This is a genomic window from Pseudoalteromonas sp. 20-MNA-CIBAN-0454, assembly GCF_040308685.1.
Classification (GTDB): Bacteria; Pseudomonadota; Gammaproteobacteria; order Enterobacterales; family Alteromonadaceae; genus Pseudoalteromonas; species Pseudoalteromonas nigrifaciens.
In genome coordinates, this window is record NZ_JBEOOB010000225.1 from 1 (window position 1) to 242 (window position 242).

1 protein-coding gene is annotated in these 242 nt (G+C 42.1%); it reads left to right on the top strand.

The features are described 5' to 3' along the window. Positions 1–242 (top strand): putative zinc-binding metallopeptidase (locus AAEZ22_RS18575; RefSeq protein ID WP_352298565.1); only part of this gene is annotated, 242 nt, incomplete at both ends.

Here is a 242-nt window from a genome sequence, read left to right on the forward strand (position 1 = left end):
GCAATATTTTGGTGATGACGAATTAGATTACCAGCAAGCGCTCGATACTCATTACAAGCAAGGCGCGCCAGCTAACTGGCATGAAACCTTTATCAGTGAATACGCTACTATGCACCCTTATGAAGACTGGGCGGAAACATGGGCGCATTACATGCATATTATCGATACTTTAGAAACAGCCAAAAACTTTTCAATTACAGGCTCAACAACGGGTAATGAGTTTGAATTAGATGAAGCAGACG